This is a genomic window from Synechococcus sp. CC9311 (assembly GCF_000014585.1).
Taxonomy (GTDB): Bacteria; Cyanobacteriota; Cyanobacteriia; order PCC-6307; family Cyanobiaceae; genus Synechococcus_C.
This window is the reverse complement of sequence record NC_008319.1, coordinates 354,812-371,682: the sequence shown is the minus strand read 5'-3', so window position 1 is coordinate 371,682 and position 16,871 is coordinate 354,812. Positions and strand designations below refer to the sequence as shown.

Genomic DNA, 16,871 nt, shown 5'->3' with positions numbered 1-16,871 from the left:
TCGCATTGGTGTCAATGGTTCTGGTCATGAGCGTAACGACCTCTGTCTCTGCCTCGGAACTAAATGTCATCCAGGGAGGTTGGTACCCCTGGAAGCCCTATCAATATCTTCAAAAGAATAGTAATGACCGACTCCAACTTACTGGCTTAGATGTTCAGTTATTGAAAGAGGTGTTTGAGGAGGAATTGGGACTAACACTAAAACTACCTCAAGTGGACTGGGAGGTTCATCAACAAGAAATCAGTGAGGGCATGCGAGATGTAGCTGGAGGAGCTTTTATCACGCCAGAGCGTGAGCGCTATGCCTACTTTTCAGCCCCTTATCGAAACGAAGACATCATTTTGATCAGTCGACGATCGGAATCGAGCGCGATCGCAATGCTTCGGCCTGATGTCTTTAAGCAATCATTCCCTTCAAGCAAGCTTCGGCTAGGTGTTGTATCTGGGTATTACTACGGAGATGCCATCGATAGATTCCTCAAGGATCAATCCAATCAAAATCGATGGACATCAGTCAAAACAGACATCGAAAATCTACAGAATCTGGTGAACGGGAAGGTTGATTTAGTCGCTATCGATCGCCTCGTGGGGAGCACTTTGATTTGGGAAGAATCTCTCAGTCGAGATCTAATTGCCGGCAAAGATCACATCTTCTCAGGTCCAATTGTCGCCCTTTTCAGTCGTCGCACCACATCACCAGCGCTCGTTTCCGCATTTGATCAAGCGATGCAAAAGCTTAAAGGCGATGGACGTTACAACCAAATCGTTCGCGATTATCTCTTCCCTTCCTTATTGGCCATGACTGCAGGCCAGCCATGGTTTTTCATCCTAGAAACGATTGGTACGGCAGCATTTGCTTTTTCCGGGATTTTGCTGGCGCGACGTGATCGATTCAGCCTATTTGGCGCACTCGTGCTTGCAAGTCTTCCCGCTTTTGGTGGCGGCATCATCAGGGATTTGATTGCAAATCGAGATCAACCAGCAGTCCTTCAATCCACTCACAACATGATGATTGTGATTGCACTCGTGCTGATCAGTCACTTGATAGCAAGGCTTACGAACCTACGCGGTTTGCCAAGCCAGCTAAGCAAATTTCATTTTGGAGAAAAAGCCGTTCAAGTTTTGGATGCCCTCGGCTTATCAGCTTTCACCGTGGTTGGAGTCATCGTGGCCGTTGAGGAAAAATGCAATCCCTTGCTCCTCTGGGGGCCAATCTTCAGCGCCATGACTGGAGCAGGCGGAGCCATTCTTCGTGATGTAATTCGAGCCGATGCAAGCCATCCGACCCTTCGGCACGACTTCTACGCCGAACTCTCGTTCTTCTGGGGATTAATGCTATCGATATTCATCTCAATGTACGCAAATTCCAACAATTTGCATACATTGCCAATGAATCTTGCCGTACTATTCACGACTCTCGGATGCTTATTGTCCAGGCTAGTGGTGATGCAACGCGGCATCAAATCATCCACCTTCATGAGCAAGACTTAACTGGTCACCTGCCATAACGGGCTGTGAATCAATGAGATTAAGGAAGGTATTGATTTGTACTGAGTTTATTGAGTATGCGGATCTGAGCCATTCAGGCCAAACCACGCCATCGACATCGCTGCCATCATCAAATGCTTCATTTGATGGATCAGAGTCACGAACAATCTGATCAGAGCCCATTCTGGAAGAATCAATCCCAAGAGCCATGGGCTTTTTCACGGCACTCACCGATGCGATGAGCAGTCGGAAGTCGCTGCTGGTGACGGGCCTTGATCCTAATCCTGAAATGCTGCGCAGCTGGGCAGACCTGCGCGGACTCAACGGCAGATCACTGCTCAGCCAAGCCCGGTCATGGTGCAAGTCCGTAATTGAAGAAACGGCTGATCATGTTTGTGCCTACAAACCAAGCCTCGGCTTTTATCAAGCTATGGGTTCGGCTGGAGTGGAGCTGCTCTTGGAGGTGCGTGAACTGCTGCCTCCAGACCTGCCGCTCATTATCGATATCAAGCATGGAGATCTCAATAGCTCGAGCGCTATCGCTGCCTACCTGTTCCAATCCCTGCATGCCGACGCCGTAACACTCAATCCTTTCGCTGGTCAAGACATTGCAGCTCCTTTCCTTTTATACCCAGGGAAAGGAGTCTTCATTAATTGCCATAGCTCCAACCCTGCTGCCCACGATCTTCAACATCATCCCAACGACCACAATCCTTTCTATTTAAAAGTGGTGCGAGAAAGCCAGAGCTGGGGGACACCCGAACAACTTTTGCTTGAAGTCGGCACCAGTGACCCAGCAATATTGGCTGATGTGCGACAAGCAGCACCCGAACGATTTGTCATGCTCCGCTCGCTCTGGGGTGAGGAAGGGAATTTGCAATGTCTGCTCAAAAACGGCCTAAACAAGATGGGAGATGGATTGTTGATTCCACTTCCTCAAAATTTGCTGAATGGAAACAATATCAATGAACAGACCTCAACGCTCAAAGGAAGAATCAATCGAATTCGCGACCAACATCTCCAAGAGAGAGCACATACCGATGCAATCCATCCGGAACAATGCAGAATCTGGCCCCACTCGGATCAATCAAATCAGGATGACTCCATCACGACGGTTAGGGAAGATGGTGTAAAGCCAATCGATCAAGACCTTTGGGATCTTGTGATCGATTTGTACGACATTCGCTGCCTTCTATTCGGGGAATTTAAGCAAGCAAGCGGTGAAATTTTCAACTATTACATTGATCTTCGTCAGATCATTTCTGATCCCGCTCTTTTTCATCGCGTTCTCGATTGCTATGCCCAGGTACTAAGGCCATTGCGATTCGATCGCATTGCAGGGATTCCTTATGGATCTTTACCCACCGCTACTGGCTTGTCATTGCAATTGCATAAGCCACTGATTTACCCAAGGAAAGAAGTGAAGGCCCATGGAACCCGGCGCATGGTGGAAGGAGAGTTCAAGAAGGGGGAGACCGTGGCAGTGGTCGATGACATCTTGATTACCGGCGGCAGCGTGATGGAGGGAATCAGCAAGCTCGAATCATCTGGCTTGAACGTGCGTGATGTGGTGGTGTTTTTAGACCATGGTGGAATCCATGATCTCCGCGCCAAACAGCGTTTACAGAGCCACGGAGTGAAGCTACAAGCCGTACTCACACTTGACACCATCAGCCATGTGCTCGAGACCTCGGATCGAATCAGTCCTGATCAGGCACAAGAGCTACGGCACACTGAAAAATAATTAACAGAGCCAAAAGGAATGTGAGCTGTCCCGCGAGCACCAAATTGGGATCTACTTGATGCAGGTGAAAGCACTACCGCTCAAATCCATTCGCATCGGGTGGTGACGTAGCTGCATCACAGTAGACAACAACATCTATTCCCTTGGTCTAAACACACCTACCTCGAAAAGGTGAACTGCGTTGATTCGCGACAAACTTAAATTGGAATGAATTGGAGTCTCATCAAAGTCTCTTGGCCTGGATGACTTTGCCAAATCAACTAGAGAGCCGTAGAACTTGCATCGTTCCAGATCAAATCAATCGTGATTGAAGTGTCGAGGTTTCGTTTAACGGGGCAATCATTCGCGACACGCTTCAGCAAGGTCTTCTGTTCCTGACTAAGGGCAACAGGGAGGCTGATCTGAGCTTGAAGGCTTTCAATGCGGCGCGGTCCTTCTGTTGTCATTGTTTTTTCAACGATGACGCTGGCGTCAACGAGGTCCCAGCCGCGGCGCCGTGCGGCGAGACCCATGATGGTCAAGATGCAGGTTCCAAGGGCTGTCGCCAGTAGGTCAGTCGGCGAAAAGCTTTCGCCAAGGCCGTCATGATCAGTTGGCGCATCGGTGTTCAAGACGGACCCCGAGGGTCCGTGCTGAGCCGTGCAGTGCAAGTCACCTGTATATCGGCATTGAATCGCTGTCATCCGTGCTTGATCATTCTTCTGTTCAAGTCTGCTCCCGTTTAGGCGAGCGTTTCACTCAGTCTTTGAGGAAAAGATTGAAGTGTTCAGCATCAGCTCTGTTCATTGAGAATGTACTGAAAGACCGCCTCTGCCCAGCCCTGCGCATGGCAAGCAGAAGCCAACTGATAGCGGCCTTGAGCAATGGCTTCAGCAAAGACCGGATGGGGACCATTCGCACCCGGCACCACAACGGAGAGATCACCAGCATCAAGAAGGGGCTGGTCATTGGGAGAGTCACCCAATGCGAGCACCCGCACGGGAGAGCCAGCACGGCGCTGCTTCAAAACCTCAAGCGCTCGACCCTTGCTGACATCGACTCCGAGTAGGTGACCCATACGGTTGCCCTGAACCACAGCGAATCCAAGCCGGTTGGCGAGATCTGGCAACCGTTGCCGCGCTGATGCGGAAGGGGGAACAAAGGGCAAACTCCAACATCTCGTACACGCCAACTGCAGCGCTTTGCCCTGCAACCCAAGAAGGTCGAAAGCTTCTTGATCCGAAAGTGCGTCAATAGGTTGCAATGGTTCACTGAGCAACTGCTCAAGCTCAAGCAAAACCGGGCGAAGCTCAGCGACAGGGCATCCCAATACAAGCTCCCATGGCTCACCATCACTGGTTTCCCCATGAATAGCCCCTCCGTTTTCAACGATGTACGGGTCCTTCAACCCAACGGCAGCCCTGAAATGTTTCACCTCCACCGCCGTTTTGCTCGTACAGGGAATCACCGGAATTCCCTTTAGCTGCAAGCCACGAATCGCCTCCCGTGCCGGCTCCCAGTTGTAGTCATGGTCCATCAGGGTCCCATCGAGATCGGTGACGACCCACCAGGGGATTGAGCACAGAGCATCTGTTTTAGTCATCGAGTTAACCAATGCACAGCAAACGGCTCAAGATCGAGAGCCGTTTGGCCGGCAACAAGAGAATGTCCTTTCAAAACGTCATGCCAAACACACCCTGTGGCGTTAGCAAGGGTGCTTAAAGGGAAACTGAGGCGAACATCACTGAAATTGTGAATCGCAAACAGAGTGCTTGCCCCTTCACCCCTCTGCAGAATCACCAGATCAGAGCGCCCTTCGCTCAGGACCTTCATTGGGGCGAAGGGATCTAGCGCCGCCTGGCCACGACGGACAGCCATCGCTTGTTGCAGTGACGCCACCACCTGAGGGGTATCGCTTTCAACATCAACCAACAAACGCTCTAGGCGGTCGAGTTGAAATTGAGGACGGTTGAGATCGCGCCGATGACCGCTGAGGAGAAATCTGGCATTGTCATTAGGAGTTGCCAATAACGCCGGCAAATAAAACGCAGGCACACCGGGCAACGTCAACAGCAACAATTGCGTCAACAAAAAACGCGCTCGTTGATGGTGTGATGGATCCCTCCCTGGAGCCGCCATGGCACTCCACCAGCTGATGTTGATTTCATAAGGAACCTCCAGTCCATCCGCCAAGCGCCGGTGACTCACCAAGCCACCCCTCTGCTCGCATTGCTTCAGCAACTGGAGCAAGCGATCGGATTCCATCAGCCCTTCGAGTGGCCGCAAACCAATCCCGTCATGACATGCCGTGAAATTGAGCAGGCCTGTTCCCTGAGGGAGCTGAGGCCAACGCGCCAGCCAGTTGTTCAGCAGATCAGCACGACGACTGAGACATGCCTCGAGGACCAGCGGAGGTAATGGGAAGTTGTAGGCGAGGTGCGCTTCAGAACCCGTGGTCAAATAAGACAGATTTTCCTGCTCCGGGACATTCGTCTCTGTCACCACCACTCCCTGAGGACATCGCGACTCCAAGAGAAGACGCAACACTTCCACCAACCGATGAGCCTGAGGCTGATGGATGCAATCACTCAAAGGCTCTTTCCAAACAAACCCCACGGCATCAAGGCGCAACCATTGGACGCCATAACTGCAAAAAAGATCGAGCAGTCGTGTGAACCCCAACAACACTTCAGGCTCTCGCCAGTTCACATCAACTTGATCGGGTCCGAACGTGGTCCAGACCGTTTCTGGGCCCCGATCTGTTGCCAATGTGGTGAAGAGGGCTGAGCTACGCGGGCGCACCACATTGTCCCAACAAGGGTTGGGAGCAGCAGCCAACACACATCGCGCTCCAGGTTGCTCTCCCTTCAGGAAAGCTCGCACCCAAGGGTGAGACGCTGAAATGTGATTGAGAACCAAATCAGCCATCAACTGGCGGCCTTCAGCTAACGCGGCCAAGTCATTCCAATCACCGAAGCGTTGTTCAATCTCCTCATGACTGGCAACGGCAAAACCGCCATCACTGGTTGAGCGCAAGAAGGGCAACACATGCACGACGGATGAGAGCCCGTTGAAATGCTCGTGAAGAAGGGCCTGCAAACAACGGAGCCCAGGCTGATCATCGGCACTCACCGTATCGGCATAGGCAATCAACACACAACTCGAGGAATCCCAACGCGCACCCGTTGCCGTTGCGTCCGCACTCCCAACATCAAGCGACTCTGAAACGGCCTTCTCCGAAGCGGACCGCTCGGAATGCAGCAATTGCGACGACAGCAGATTGAGATCCTCCGAAGAATGGTGTTCATAGAGCTCCGTCAGAAGCGATGGCAACCACTTATGCGCCATTAACAGCTTCGACACCGTGCCTTTGCCAAGTGCATCAGGTATGGAACAGAGCTCCGCAAATTGTTGTCGCATTGATCACCGCATGGATTTTCAGCAGGGATTAATCGCCACAATTCATGATTATGGGCTCGGGAAGCTGGACCTCCCAGACTTTCGTCGTCAGCTGAGGCAACGCCCAACGTCCTTGCTGATCCCGTGCCTCATGGAAGAATTCAGCCGACCTGCGCTCGGACTGATCCGTGAGGTGCTGGCAGAACTAAGCGGCCTCGAAGAACTTGTGATCGCGTTGTCTGCAGAGACCAGCGACGACGTCGCCGCTGCGGAAGCTTTCTTCTCTGACATGCCATTTCCGGTGCGCGTGCACTGGACGAATGGCCCTGCCGTTGCCGAATCACTGCAGTCTCTTCAGACCCTTGGCCTCAATGTGACCGGACCACCCGGGAAAGGCTGGGCTGTGTGGCAAGGACTTGGTGTGGCTTGCAGGAACGCTGAGATCGTTGGACTCTTTGATGCCGACATCCGCACCTTTTCACCGGCGTATCCACAAAGAATGCTGCGACCGCTGCTGGATCCCTCTCTCGGTGTGGCTTACGTGAAAGCGTTTTACAGCCGTCTTTCGCTCGAGACCCAATCTCTCCATGGAAGGGCAACACGCCTGTTTGTGGGTCCACTCCTCACCAGCCTGGAGCAGATTTTTGGCCCGATGCCTTACTTGCGCTATCTCCAATCCTTTCGCTACCCCTTAGCCGGCGAGTTCGCGTTCACCAGAGATCTGGCCATGAATTTGCGCATTCCTTCCGACTGGGGACTCGAAATTGGTTTGCTTTCGGAGGTGTATCGCCATGTGGCTCCTCGGCGCATCGCCCAAGTGGATCTCGGCTTGTTTGATCACAAGCACAAAACACTGGGCAATGCTCCCTCTGAGGGGTTGCAACGCATGGCCGGTGAAATTTTTGCCACGGTGCTTCGTGGACTCATGGAGCATGAGGGTCGGATGTTGTCTCCAGACCAAATCCCAACGCTTGAAGTGCTGTTCCGGCGCGTGGGCGAAGACCGTGTCCAACAGTTTGGATTGGATTCAGCCATCAATCGTCTGCCTTACAACCGACACAGCGAGGAACTTGCTGTCCAGAGCTTCGCAACCTTGTTGCGTCCCAAAGTTGAGGACTTGATGGCAGCGCCAGTCGCCCATCAGCTCCCGAGCTGGTCGAGGTTGCTGTGCTGCACCGAACGCTTACAAGCAGACCTTGCCGAAGCAGGCCAAAAACGAAACATCACTGCAGCTCCCAACAGAACACCACGTCGTCATCACCATCGCCCCCTGATGGCCTGTCCACCGAGACGTCCTGCGACAGCAGCATGAACATCAAGTTGGGCCACCAGTATCCAACTTCAATCTGTCGTTGTCGTTGGGCAGCAGCAGACACCATGACAAGTTGCAGCAGAGCATTGGCTTAATAGAGGTCAGGCCAGAGGGCTCTGCCTGGGCAGGCTTGGCGATCTCAAAGGAGGAGAATGGATGGTATGAACAAACGCAACCCTTCAGAAGTCGTTGAGAAGCTGGTAGAGGAATGGAAGCTGCAACCCCATCCAGAGGGCGGGTGGTATCGCGAGCTGCATCGAAGCTCTGTGCTTGTGATTCGACCTGATCAGCAACAGCGCTGTGCCATCAGCACAATCTTGTATCTCTTGGATTCAGGATCGCTGAGTCGGTGGCACAGGGTGAGCCATGCCGATGAGGTGTGGACCCATCTACAAGGAGCACCCCTAAGTCTGTGGTGCCTCAAGCCCAAGGCTGATCAGGCCACTCGAGAGGTGTTGTCGATGCATAACCCTGTTCAGGTCATTCCAGCGGATCACTGGCAGGCCGCCAAAGCCGAAGGTCCTTACAGCCTGGTGAGTTGTTGTGTTGGACCTGGATTCAGCTTTGAAGATTTCACCATGCTCAGAGATCTTCCAGAAAGCGAACGTCCAACGGCAGCGCTTCCTGATCTGATCTGATCAGAACTCCACAATGAACCCGACTGATTACGCTCATCCCAGCAGGGAGGCCCCATGGGCAGCAGCTTCGGAAAACTGTTTCGGATCAGCACCTTTGGGGAATCCCATGGTGGAGGCGTGGGCGTCATTGTGGATGGCTGCCCGCCCAGGCTGAAATTAGATCTAGAAGCCATTCAGGCAGACCTCGACCGCAGACGTCCGGGGCAAAGTCGCATCACCACCCCAAGGAAAGAAGCCGATCAAGTTGAAATTCTCAGCGGCTTACTCGATGGGGTGACCCTGGGTACACCGATTGCGATGGTGGTGCGCAACAAGGACCAACGACCTCAGGACTACAAAGACATGGAAGTGGCCTTTCGCCCCTCCCATGCCGATGCCACGTACCAGGTGAAGTACGGCATTCAGGCCCGCAGTGGCGGTGGCAGGGCCTCAGCGCGGGAAACGATTGGACGTGTTGCAGCGGGAGCTATCGCCAGGCAGCTTCTGAAACAAGCCAATGGCACTGAAGTCATCGCTTGGGTGAAGCAAATCCACGATCTCGAGGCGAGCGTTGATCCCAGTTCAGTCACACCCGAACAAGTGGAAGGCAACATCGTGCGCTGCCCTGATGCAGGAATGGCCGAACAGATGATTCAACGCATTGAAGCGATCGGCCAAGAGGGAGATTCCTGCGGCGGGGTGATTGAGTGCGTGGTGAGGAAAGCGAGCACGGGATTGGGAATGCCCGTCTTCGACAAGTTAGAAGCTGACCTGGCTAAAGCCGTGATGTCACTGCCCGCCACCAAGGGCTTTGAAATCGGATCGGGATTTGCCGGCACTCTGCTGAAGGGCAGTGCCCACAACGATGCGTTTCTGCCCACCCAGGATGGAACCTTGCATACGGCCACCAACTATTCCGGAGGCATTCAAGGAGGGATCAGCAATGGCGAACCAATTTTGATCCGCGTGGCCTTCAAGCCAACGGCCACCATCCGCAAGGAGCAACAGACCATCAACGCGGCAGGGGAGGCCACCACGCTCTCAGCAAAAGGACGCCACGACCCTTGCGTCTTGCCAAGAGCCGTTCCGATGGTGGAAGCCATGGTGTCCTTGGTGCTTGCCGATCACCTTCTCAGGCAGCAGGGGCAGTGCAGCCTTTGGTGATCTGAGCAACCCCTAGCTTCTGGCCGGAGACTTAATCCCATTGTTGCTAGCCAACTGTGCTGCCGCTTTCGCCATGCGGCCAGCAGTGGAGCGAGCCGACGTGGAATCAGTGCTCGACTTACGGGCACGGCGCGCCTTGCGTGGTTTCCCGACTGAGGCCAACGACGTGGTGGACGTTTTTGTTGTCTTGGTTACCCGAGCTTTAGCGACCCGCGAGGAGGAGGAGGCTTGTTTGGTTTTCGTTGATGCCGTTGGACCGGCAGCAGCAGGCTTATCAGCCTGCACAGCTTTACTGGCTTTGCTTGTTTTGCTGGCTTGACGCGGTTTGGAGACTTGACGATTGCGATGACTCAACACCATGACCCATTCCTCATCCGTCAGGGATGAGGGCTTGCTGCCATGCGCAGTGGCCAGCTTTGCAGCCTTCTCAATGTCTTCTATCAGATTGACCCAAGAGGTGGCAAAGCGCTTGTCGGACTGAGAGCGTGCACCACTTTCAACCAAGGTCTCAACAACGCCAGCTGCCGTGACCTTTTTACGGCGACGATTAAAGATCTCTTTCTGCAATTGCGCGATCAGAGCATCCGCCTTGTCGCTCAGCTTGATGGACAACTGAGACATTCGAAATCAAATCACTATCCCATCTGTAGCAGATAAGACTCACGTCAACCAATCACGTAGATCAGCGATGGCATCCGTGGTACTGAGAACGCCACGACCGAGAGCAATCGCGTCGTAACCAGCTGATAGCCATGGATCCAAGTCGGCCACAGTCAAGCCTCCGGCAGCAATCATGAAGGGCAGATCCCCCATCGGCGCTGAAATCTGCCGGTGGTAATCGAGGCCGAGCACAACAGCTGGAAACAATTTCACAACATGGCAACCAAGAACAAAAGCTTGCCGAATTTCGGTTGGCGTCATCACACCAGGAACAAAACAACAGTTGTGTTGATGAGCCATCAAGACCAGGCCCTGATCCAAGAGCGGAGACATTGCATAGGGCAGATCGAGATCGATCACTGCTTGGAGACCGCGTTCAGACGTGACAGACGCGACTCCCAGCTGAAGGGCTGGATGCCGCAGGCGGATTGCCGTTATCAGATCACTCCAGTGCGAGTGGTCCATCCAGGCAATTTCAATGTGATGGACACCAAGATCAACCAATTGATCGAGGCGTTGACACAACAGTGACTGCAAAAACGGCCCAAGGAGATCACTCTCCTTAGGCCGCAAAACAACGATGAGTGGCTGACGGCGCAACGAGGCCATCAACCACTGCTGACGATCAGACGTACTCAGCAATTCGTACATCACGTCGGATCAACAGATCCTGTAACTCCTGAGAATCAACAGTTTCGCTTTCAACCAGCATTTCAGCGAGCTCATCAAGAACAGAACGGTTGTCGTTCAGCACCTTGGTGGCACGGTGATAGGCCACATCAACAAGATCAGAGACTTCAGAATCAATCGTTGCGGCAGTGTCTTCTGAGAAGTCACGTTCAGCCGCGATGTCACGACCCAAGAACATGCCTCCTTGAGCACGGCCAAGGGCAACAGGGCCCAGCTTGTCGCTCATCCCAAAGCGAGTGACCATCTGACGGGCCACTGAAGCTACCTGCTGGAGATCGTTGGAGGCACCCGTTGTGACCTCGTCTTCCCCATAGACGATCTCCTCTGCAACCCGGCCACCCAACGCCACAGCCATTTGGTTTTGAAGATAGGTGCGTGAATAAAGGCCAGATTCCATCCTTTCTTCGCTCGGTGTGAAGAAGGTCAAACCACCAGCATTGCCACGGGGAATGATCGAAATCTTCTGAACAGCGTCGTAATCAGGCATCAAAGCACCCACCAGTGCATGGCCAGCCTCGTGATAAGCAACCAGACGCTTGCGACGCTCGCTCATCACCCGATCTTTCTTCTCGGGGCCCACCATGATGCGCTCGATCGCATCGCTGATCTCGTCGTTGCTCACCTCAGTGAGTTGGCGGCGGGCCGCAAGGATGGCGGCTTCATTGAGAAGGTTGGCCAAGTCAGCACCTGTATACCCAGGAGTCCGGCGAGCCACCTTGTCGAGGTCAACATCCTTCGAGAGGGTTTTACTGCGGGCGTGGACGCCAAGAATTTGGAGACGTCCGGCGTAGTCAGGACGATCAACCGTGACCTGGCGATCGAAACGCCCTGGGCGCATTAGGGCTGAATCCAATACGTCAGGTCGGTTGGTTGCAGCAATGATGATGATTCCGGTATTGCCTTCAAAACCATCCATCTCCGTAAGGAGCTGGTTCAAGGTTTGTTCACGCTCGTCGTTACCTCCGCCAAGACCAGCGCCACGCTGTCGACCGACTGCATCGATCTCATCAATGAACACGATGCAAGGGGCGTTTTTCTTGGCCTGTTCAAACAGGTCGCGTACACGGCTGGCACCAACACCCACGAACATCTCCACAAACTCAGAACCTGAGATTGAGAAGAAGGGCACTCCTGCCTCACCGGCCACTGCTTTTGCGAGCAGCGTTTTACCTGTACCTGGAGGGCCAACAAGCAAACAACCCTTAGGGATTTTCGCTCCTACAGCCGTGAAACGATCTGGATTTTTGAGGAAGTCGACCACCTCAGTGAGCTCGAGCTTGGCGCCTTCAATTCCAGCCACATCACCGAAGGTAACTTGTGTGGTGGGCTCCATTTGGACCCGTGCCTTGCTCTTGCCGAAATTCATGGCTTGGTTTCCACCGCCGCCGCCGCCACCCTGGGCGCGGCGGAACAGGAAAAACAGGCCGCCAAGAAGCAGCAGCGGGAAGATCAAGCTGGTTGCTGCTTGCTGCCAAGCGCCTGGCTGGCGTGAAGGCTGCACCGCAATGTCAACGTTGTGATCCGTCAGCATCTTCAGCAAATCCTTGTCCGGAGCGAGGTTGACCTCCGCCCGACGACCATCGGTCTCAACAATTTGAGCGGTTCCCCGGTCGGGAGACAGCAAAACTCTGCTGACTTGATCTTCCTGAACGGATTCCACAAAGTCGCTGTACCGCAGCGTGCGGGCTGCAGTTGCAGGATCTGGGCGGTCAAGGAACGCAGTACCCACAACGATCACTACCACTACGAGCAGGACATAAAGCCCCACATTGCGCCAACGCTTGTTCAAGGTTCTTCGCCTCTGATGAAGGAATGTTAATAGAAATTGAAAACGTCAGGAGGCCCGAAGGACCTCAACCACGCTGCGGAACGCAAACCACTCCGGGATCTCCTCGCCACTGCGAAGCATCTTGCGGAATTGGGTGCCGCTGAGCTTTTTGACATGCAGACCGCGGGCCTCCGCATGTTCCGCAGTGACATACCCCTCTTCGTCGGTAAAGACGAGATTCAAGGAAGGAACGGTCTCCATCGTCAGTTCAGGAGCACATTCTTTGGCGAAATTCTGCGCGTCATATGGTCCGTAAAAATCGTCCCCGGAGAGGGAGGATTTACAGCCAGCCATATCCCGGCCAATGATGAAGTGCGTGCAGCCGTAGTTCCGGCGGATGATCATGTGCTGCAGGGCTTCACGAGGACCCGCCATGTGCATGGCATAAGGCAGATAGGCCCAACGAATGCGCGAATTATCCACTTCTGCTGCCAGGCGTTCATAGGTCTGAAAGCGGACGGCGCCAGGGATGTCGTCCTGCTGGGTGGGCCCACAGGTGGGGTGGACCAGCACAACGGCGTTCTCACTGACATTTTGGGCGTGCAGTGCACGGGTGAAGAGCTCGTAGTGGGCGCGATGAATGGGATTACGACACTGGAATGCCACCACGTCTTCGCCGTCGGGGAGGCCTGCTCGGACCTCAGCTGGCGTTTTGCAAGGGAAGACACGCTCCGGAAGCTGCAAGCCCTGAATCAAACCACCGAGGTAGTAGCGACGGCGCTCCGTGGCGATCATGCGCACCGCAGGGTGCTCTAGCGAGGTGGTGCCGTAGCAACCTTTGGCTTCGACAACCTTGTCGGGTTCCCACTTATCACCAACGGTGAGAACAGCGAGATCCTGACCTTTGTAGGTCAACAACACCTTGTCTCCAACCGCGACGTCCTCACGGTCGGTATCCATCACGATCGGCAACCCAAACAGGTATCCAGACGTGGTGCGATGCCCGGCAACAACGGAGTCGTAGTCGGCCTGATGCATGAATCCGCGCTCTGGAGAGAATCCACCCACTACAAGCAGCTCAACATCACAGGCATTGCGATCGGAACATTCGATGCTTGTGGTGGCAGAAGCCTTCAGCGCGGCATGCTCCGTGGCTGACGCCATCAAATCCACCAAGGTGCCTCCGTAAGGAGCAATCACCCCGGAGCGCTGTGAGGAAGAGGAACTGGCAGTCATCGGCGATTCGTGTCTGGATCAGGGATGGCGAGATTCTCCCAGAAGACAGAAAAAAAGGAGGGCCTCAGCCCTCCTTTTGGATCAATGTGTCTGAACTGGAGGGATCAAGCCTCCTCAAGACGACCGAAGACCTCTCCACTGATCTTCACGTCAACGATTTCGCGACCACCCATGTCGGAATCGGAGGGTTGAATCGCCGTGAAGACGCCAGCAAATTCACCGGTTTCCGGATCCACCTTGGTGATCGAAAAGCTCATCTCGCCCGTGCCATCGATGTAGCGCTTGACGTTTTCGCTCTCAAGCTCCTCGTAATCACCACCAAGACCGACGAGTCCCTGGGGATAGTCCACACCAGTGGTTAAGGCGCGACCCTTGGGATCGATGAAGTTACTGGTGCGGTAGCTAGGTGTGCGGTAAGTGCCGTTGAAGTCAGTACTTGTTGTGAGTGATGAACCATCAGCCGTGGCTTGAAGGTTTTTGCTTGAGAAGGTGAAGGGGAATTCCTCACCACCAGGAACCAAGACGGTGATCGGCTGGAAATCAATGCCGCCTTTTTCACTGAAGCTCAGGCCGTTCGCACCAACGCTGAGATCGCCAAAGACTTCATCCAAGCTCGAGGTGTAACGGGTGAGGATTTTGCCCTCAACGAATTGCGCTTCTTGACGCTTATTTGCGGGTTCACCTTTCACGAAAACCTGGGACGGATGCATACAGATCCCACGCAGTTCGTAAGCGGAGCCTGCCGTGAGGCTGATGGAGCCACGAGCCGAATCAGGAAGGGTGGGGCAATCATTGGCCTTGCCCGTATTGCGGATGTCGTCATAGGTGACGTTGGATCGATCTATGGCCTCAGCACCACCACTGCAGGCGGTTACAACGAAGAGACAGAGGGCCAGCACCATGGCCAGCAGGGGACGGATGCGCATAGAAGAAAGCTGATTAGCCGGACGAAGACGGTATCCACCGATTTTTCGATCTTACAAGGGGAAAACGAGCGTTCCGGCAAGCCTTTTGCAGCTCTCAACAAGCCTTCGCGTTGCGGGCTGTAAAGGGAGCGTCTCGAAACCGATGAACGGCACAATTGAACAGTGCCTGAAAATGCTCTCAGGCAATCATCAGAGGATTAAACGTCTGAGATAACGTCCTGCGAATGGAGGCCATGCAGCGCGGTCCGTTGCATGGCGATCTCATCCAGCAAGCGATTGGCGAGCTCGAGCTTGCATTGGGGCAAGAAGGGCTGTTGTGAGCCATCGCGCCTGAGCAACCAGCCTCCGTTCCGATGCGAACCAAACCCCTGATTGGGCTGATCAATGGGATTCGCAAACAACAGGTCGCATTGTTTGGCAGAGAGTTTGTGACGGGCCCGTTCCAGCAGCGAATCGACGTGACCGCTGAGAGCAGCAAATCCCAAGAGCACTTGACCAGGGGGTCGGCGCTCAGCCAAACCGGCCAATAGATCTGGGACAGGCTCCATTTGGTCTGACAAAACGCTCTCCAATGCAGCCTTCGCGGGCTTCTCAGGAAGAGCGCCACCACGCCGGCGCAGGTCGGCCACCGCCGCCGCCATCGCCACCGCATCAACATCGGGTTGCAGCTCAATAAGTGCTGACTCCATCGCTTGCGCCGACTCCACAGGGTGGCAAGACAACCCCTCAAGCCAGGCGTTTGGCAACTGCAAAGGCCCGTGGATCAAGTCAACCCGGGCCCCCCGCCACCGAGCCGCTTGCGCGAGCATCACGCCCATGCGTCCGCTGCTGCGGTTGCTCACGATGCGGGCAGGATCCAGGGCTTCCACCGTTGGGCCAGCGGTGACAAGTAAGGAACGACCACTCCAATCACGCGTCAATTGCCTTTTCTGGCTGCCTTGCTGAAGAGCATGAAGAACCGCCAATTGAATCAAAGCGGGATCGGCCATTCGCCCCTCTCCGATTCGATCACAAGCCAACAAACCAGGCTCTGGTCCCAGGCACAGCACCCGTTGATCCCGTTGCAAGAGATCCCAGTTACGACGGACTGCAGGGTTACTCCACATCCCGGTGTTCATGGCTGAGGCCGCCACCACAGGCCGCTCGCAAGCCAACAACAAGGAGGCCAGCAACCCATCTCCGAGTCCCTGAGTCCAACGGGCCAAGCTTGTGGCGCTTAAGGGAGCCACAACCACAAGATCCGCCCATTCCGCTAGCTCCACATGCAACGGCCGAGATTGCGATGGATCCCACTGATCCTGATCTTGCAAACAAGGGTGACGACTCAGGCTGGCAAGCGCCACAGGGCTGACAAGGCGCGAGGCGCTGGAGGTGATGACACAACGCACCTCGGCGCCTGCCTTCACTAACGCACTCACAAGGAGAGGGGTCTTGACCGCAGCGATGCTTCCTGATGCCGCCACGACGAGGCGACGCCCCTCCAGAGGCCTTGAGGCCTCAATCTTCATCGAAGGGTTCCTGATCAACTAGATGGACATATGGCCCTGTGAGCTCCGGCCGATGGATCGCTAATGCACGCAACAGATGCCAATCACTTAGGCCATCAAAAGGGGTGGGGTAGTCGTCGTCTTCAAGGCGCTGAGCAAGCAAAGCCACCTTGTCGTCGTCAAACGCGTCCAGAGATTCCGGCGTGATCGGCATGCTGGCTCCCTGAAGCGAAGAACCCATTCTGCATCGGGCAAGACATAGAGCTGTCGCTAGGTTTCAAGCGACGGGGTCTTAGCTCAGCTGGTAGAGCGCTGCGATCGCACCGCAGAGGTCAGGGGTTCGAATCCCCTATTCTCCATTGCCAAAAACGAAAGCTTATTCAATATCTAAGCGCCTGAATA

At 54.4% G+C, this 16,871-nt stretch carries 16 protein-coding genes and 1 tRNA gene; 6 read left to right on the top strand and 11 right to left on the bottom strand.

The genetic code is table 11. From position 1 onward, the window contains the following. Nucleotides 1–26: 26 nt before the first annotated feature. Nucleotides 27–1,490: a transporter substrate-binding domain-containing protein gene (locus SYNC_RS01760; RefSeq protein WP_083756084.1), complete on the top strand. Its 1,464-nt coding sequence runs from the start codon at nt 27–29 to the stop codon at nt 1,488–1,490. Here the strand turns inward: SYNC_RS01760 and SYNC_RS01755 are convergent. Continuing rightward, nucleotides 1,464–1,709 (bottom strand): hypothetical protein, encoded by a 246-nt coding sequence (locus tag SYNC_RS01755; RefSeq protein WP_148201802.1) that lies wholly within the window; start codon nt 1,707–1,709, stop codon nt 1,464–1,466. The genes SYNC_RS01760 and SYNC_RS01755 overlap by 27 nt on opposite strands. On the opposite strand from SYNC_RS01755, the gene SYNC_RS01750 reads away from it, so the two are divergent. Further along, nucleotides 1,696–3,231 carry a bifunctional orotidine-5'-phosphate decarboxylase/orotate phosphoribosyltransferase gene (locus tag SYNC_RS01750; RefSeq protein ID WP_041426312.1) on the top strand — a complete coding sequence of 512 codons (1,536 nt, stop codon included), beginning with the start codon at nt 1,696–1,698 and terminating at the stop codon, nt 3,229–3,231. The genes SYNC_RS01755 and SYNC_RS01750 overlap by 14 nt on opposite strands. 260 nt (nt 3,232–3,491) lie before the next feature. On the opposite strand, the gene SYNC_RS01745 is transcribed toward SYNC_RS01750, so the two are convergent. The 3 genes from SYNC_RS01745 to SYNC_RS01735 all read right to left on the bottom strand — a co-directional run bounded on the left by SYNC_RS01745 (nt 3,492) and on the right by SYNC_RS01735 (nt 6,630). Further along, nucleotides 3,492–3,914 carry an OsmC family protein gene (locus tag SYNC_RS01745; protein ID WP_011618335.1) on the bottom strand — a complete coding sequence of 141 codons (423 nt, stop codon included), beginning with the start codon at nt 3,912–3,914 and terminating at the stop codon, nt 3,492–3,494. Nucleotides 3,915–4,003: 89 nt separating this feature from the next. Continuing rightward, on the bottom strand, nt 4,004–4,813 hold the full coding sequence (locus SYNC_RS01740) for an HAD-IIB family hydrolase (protein ID WP_041426311.1): 810 nt from the start codon (nt 4,811–4,813) through the stop codon (nt 4,004–4,006). Beyond that, entirely contained in the window at nt 4,810–6,630 is a 1,821-nt protein-coding gene (locus tag SYNC_RS01735; RefSeq protein WP_011618333.1) for an alpha-amylase family glycosyl hydrolase, read from the bottom strand. The genes SYNC_RS01740 and SYNC_RS01735 overlap by 4 nt, the downstream gene beginning before the upstream one ends. Nucleotides 6,631–6,640: 10 nt before the next feature. Between SYNC_RS01735 and SYNC_RS01730 the strand changes: the two genes are divergently transcribed. The 3 genes from SYNC_RS01730 to aroC all read left to right on the top strand — a co-directional run bounded on the left by SYNC_RS01730 (nt 6,641) and on the right by aroC (nt 9,702). Next, nucleotides 6,641–7,921: a glycosyl transferase gene (locus tag SYNC_RS01730; RefSeq protein WP_041426310.1), complete on the top strand. Its 1,281-nt coding sequence runs from the start codon at nt 6,641–6,643 to the stop codon at nt 7,919–7,921. 161 nt (nt 7,922–8,082) lie between these two features. Next, entirely contained in the window at nt 8,083–8,559 is a 477-nt protein-coding gene (locus SYNC_RS01725; protein ID WP_011618331.1) for a cupin domain-containing protein, read from the top strand. Between the two features lie 54 nt (nt 8,560–8,613). Next, nucleotides 8,614–9,702, top strand: a complete 1,089-nt coding sequence (gene aroC / locus SYNC_RS01720) for a chorismate synthase (RefSeq protein WP_011618330.1) — start codon at nt 8,614–8,616, stop codon at nt 9,700–9,702. Nucleotides 9,703–9,714: 12 nt separating this feature from the next. Here the strand turns inward: aroC and SYNC_RS01715 are convergent, their stop codons facing one another. The 7 genes from SYNC_RS01715 to SYNC_RS01685 all read right to left on the bottom strand — a co-directional run bounded on the left by SYNC_RS01715 (nt 9,715) and on the right by SYNC_RS01685 (nt 16,710). Beyond that, on the bottom strand, nt 9,715–10,323 hold the full coding sequence (locus SYNC_RS01715) for a hypothetical protein (protein WP_011618329.1): 609 nt from the start codon (nt 10,321–10,323) through the stop codon (nt 9,715–9,717). 39 nt (nt 10,324–10,362) lie between these two features. Further along, nucleotides 10,363–11,013, bottom strand: coding sequence for a bifunctional 4-hydroxy-2-oxoglutarate aldolase/2-dehydro-3-deoxy-phosphogluconate aldolase (locus tag SYNC_RS01710; protein ID WP_011618328.1), 651 nt, complete (start codon nt 11,011–11,013; stop codon nt 10,363–10,365). Beyond that, nucleotides 10,988–12,841 carry an ATP-dependent zinc metalloprotease FtsH3 gene (gene ftsH3, locus SYNC_RS01705; RefSeq protein WP_011618327.1) on the bottom strand — a complete coding sequence of 618 codons (1,854 nt, stop codon included), beginning with the start codon at nt 12,839–12,841 and terminating at the stop codon, nt 10,988–10,990. The genes SYNC_RS01710 and ftsH3 overlap by 26 nt, the downstream gene beginning before the upstream one ends. 45 nt (nt 12,842–12,886) lie before the next feature. Next, nucleotides 12,887–14,056, bottom strand: a complete 1,170-nt coding sequence (gene sat, locus SYNC_RS01700) for a sulfate adenylyltransferase (protein WP_011618326.1) — start codon at nt 14,054–14,056, stop codon at nt 12,887–12,889. A 104-nt stretch (nt 14,057–14,160) separates the two neighbouring features. Continuing rightward, nucleotides 14,161–14,982: a photosystem II manganese-stabilizing polypeptide gene (gene psbO / locus SYNC_RS01695; RefSeq protein WP_011618325.1), complete on the bottom strand. Its 822-nt coding sequence runs from the start codon at nt 14,980–14,982 to the stop codon at nt 14,161–14,163. 197 nt (nt 14,983–15,179) lie between these two features. After that, nucleotides 15,180–16,490 carry a bifunctional phosphopantothenoylcysteine decarboxylase/phosphopantothenate--cysteine ligase CoaBC gene (gene coaBC / locus SYNC_RS01690; protein WP_011618324.1) on the bottom strand — a complete coding sequence of 437 codons (1,311 nt, stop codon included), beginning with the start codon at nt 16,488–16,490 and terminating at the stop codon, nt 15,180–15,182. Further along, on the bottom strand, nt 16,480–16,710 hold the full coding sequence (locus tag SYNC_RS01685) for a DUF2555 domain-containing protein (RefSeq protein ID WP_011618323.1): 231 nt from the start codon (nt 16,708–16,710) through the stop codon (nt 16,480–16,482). Before SYNC_RS01685 ends, coaBC begins: the two co-directional genes overlap by 11 nt. Nucleotides 16,711–16,755: 45 nt before the next feature. Here SYNC_RS01685 and SYNC_RS01680 point away from each other — a divergent pair. Beyond that, nucleotides 16,756–16,828: transfer RNA gene (locus SYNC_RS01680), tRNA-Ala, on the top strand. Nucleotides 16,829–16,871: the final 43 nt, after the last annotated feature.